The organism is [Clostridium] fimetarium (genome assembly GCF_900111235.1).
Lineage (GTDB): Bacteria > Bacillota > Clostridia > Lachnospirales > Lachnospiraceae > Clostridium_N > Clostridium_N fimetarium.
Window position 1 is genome coordinate 1 of sequence record NZ_FOJI01000037.1, and the last position, 3,011, is coordinate 3,011.

Here is a 3,011-nt window from a genome sequence, read left to right on the forward strand (position 1 = left end):
ACAATGTTTCGCTTGGTTAAGCCCTCGACCTATTAGTATTAGTCAGCTGAACACGTTACCATGCTTACACCTCTAACCTATCTACCTCGTAGTCTACAAGGGGTCTTACTAGCTTATGCTATGGGAAATTTCATCTTGAGGGGGGCTTCACGCTTAGATGCCTTCAGCGTTTATCCCGTCCCGACTTAGCTACTCGGCCATGCACTTGGCAGTGCAACCGATACACCAGAGGTCAGTCCATCCCGGTCCTCTCGTACTAAGGACAGCTCCTCTCAAATTTCCTACGCCCACGCCGGATAGGGACCGAACTGTCTCACGACGTTCTGAACCCAGCTCGCGTACCGCTTTAATGGGCGAACAGCCCAACCCTTGGGACCTACTACAGCCCCAGGATGCGATGAGCCGACATCGAGGTGCCAAACCACTCCGTCGATGTGAACTCTTGGGAGTGATAAGCCTGTTATCCCCAGGGTAGCTTTTATCCGTTGAGCGATGGCAATCCCACTTTATACCACCGGATCACTAAGTCCTAGTTTCCTACCTGCTCGACCCGTCGGTCTCGCAGTCAAGCTCCCTTATGCCTTTGCACTCTGCGAATGGTTTCCAACCATTCTGAGGGAACCTTTGAGCGCCTCCGATACCCTTTCGGAGGCGACCGCCCCAGTCAAACTCCCCACCTGACATTGTCCCACCACCGGATCACGGTGGCTGGTTAGAAATCCAATACTACAAGGGTGGTATCCCAACGTCGACTCCAAAATGACTGGCGTCATCTCTTCGTAGTCTCCCACCTATCCTGTACATGCAATACCGAATCCCAGTATCAAGCTAGAGTAAAGCTCCATGGGGTCTTTCCGTCCTGGCGCAGGTAACCAGCATCTTCACTGGTATTTCAATTTCACCGGGTGCATTGTCGAGACAGTGCCCAAATCATTACGCCTTTCGTGCGGGTCGGAACTTACCCGACAAGGAATTTCGCTACCTTAGGACCGTTATAGTTACGGCCGCCGTTTACTGGGGCTTAAATTCAAAGCTTCGCTTGCGCTAACCTCTCCTCTTAACCTTCCAGCACCGGGCAGGCGTCAGCCCATATACCTCACCTTTCGGTTTTGCATAGACCTGTGTTTTTGCTAAACAGTTGCTTGGGCCAATTCTCTGCGGCCTGTATTTCTACAGGCACCCCTTCTCCCGAAGTTACGGGGTCATTTTGCCGAGTTCCTTAACAATGCTTCTCCCGTCGGCCTTAGGATTTTCTCCTCATCCACCTGTGTCGGTTTACGGTACGGGTACATTATACACAATAGCGGCTTTTCTCGACAGCTGGCTCACACACTTCCCTACTTAAATTTCGGTACGCGTTACGTCTTCGAATTGATTGACGGATTTACCTATCAACCTTCTACCCCGCTTGCGCCAGGTAATCCTTTCCTGGCTTGTGCTTTCCACCTGTGTCCCCACAGTTCTGATATAATGCAGTACAGGAATTTCAACCTGTTGTCCATCGACTACGTCTTTCGACCTCGCCTTAGGCCCCGACTTACCCAGAGCAGATCAGCTTTACTCTGGAAACCTTAGATATTCGGCCTTAAAGATTCTCACTTTAATCTCGCTACTCATTCCGGCATTCTCTCTTCCTGACAATCCACTGCTCCTTATCGGTACAGCTTCGTCTCGTCAGCAATGCTCCTCTACCAACAGTGTATACAAAGTATACATCATTCCTAAGCTTCGGTGTTGTGTTTTAGCCCCGGACATTTTCGGCGCAAGACCTCTCGACTAGTGAGCTATTACGCACTCTTTTAATGTGTGGCTGCTTCTGAGCCAACATCCTAGTTGTCTTTGAAATCTCACATCCTTTTCCACTTAACACACACTTTGGGACCTTAGCTGTAGGTCTGGGCTGTTTCCCTTTTGACTACCCAACTTATCTCGTGTAGTCTGACTCCCGTACATCATCTATCTGGCATTCGGAGTTTGATATTCTTTGGTAAGCTTTGACGCCCCCTAGGAAATTCAGTGCTCTACCTCCAGTAGATTAATACAAGGCTAGCCCTAAAGCTATTTCGAGGAGAACCAGCTATCTCCGGGTTCGATTGGAATTTCTCCCCTATCCACACCTCATCACCACCCTTTTCAACGGATGTGTGTTCGGTCCTCCATTGCCTTTTACGGCAACTTCAACCTGGACATGGATAGATCACCCGGTTTCGGGTCTACGCTGACTGATTTCACGTGCTATTAACACTTGCTTTCACTTCGGCTCCGTTCCTTAAGAACTTAACCTTACCAGACAACGTAACTCGCCGGACCGTTCTACAAAAAGTACGCGGTTCCACATATAAAGTGGTTCCACAGCTTGTAAACATATGGTTTCAGGTTCTCTTTCACTCCCCTCCCGGGGTCCTTTTCACCTTTCCTTCACAGTACTATGCGCTATTGGTCACTAAGTAGTATTTAGCCTTCGGGGGTGGTCCCCCGTTATTCCCACAAGGTTTCTCGTGTCTCGTGGTACTCTGGATACTGCTATGTCAACTTGAATTTCGAATACGCGGCTTTCACGCTTTTTCGCCGGACTTCCCAGACCGTTCTTCTATCCTCATTGAATCAATTTTGCAGTCCTAACCCCAAAATGCAAGCATTTTGGTTTGGGCTCTTTCCCTTTCGCTCGCCGCTACTCAGGAAATCGATTTTTCTTTCTTTTCCTCCGGGTACTTAGATGTTTCAGTTCCCCGGGTTCCCTTCATATAGTTATGTATTGGCTATATGATAACTGAGGTTTACTCAGCTGGGTTTCCCCATTCAGAAATCTGTGGATCAAAGGATATTTGCTCCTCCCCACAGCTTATCGCAGCTTGTCACGTCTTTCATCGGCTCTTAGTGCCTAGGCATCCACCATATGCTCTTTATAGCTTAACCATTAAACTTAGAGAATACCTCCTCTAAGTCTACCTAACGTAATACATAGCGTTGTATTACGGGTCATAGGTAAATCCTTTAAAACATAAAATTAA

The 3,011-nt window shown here is 48.3% G+C and carries 1 rRNA gene; it reads right to left on the reverse strand.

From position 1 onward, the window contains the following. Positions 1-12 precede the first annotated feature (12 nt). Positions 13-2,916 (reverse strand): 23S ribosomal RNA (locus BMY18_RS20565). Positions 2,917-3,011: the final 95 nt, after the last annotated feature.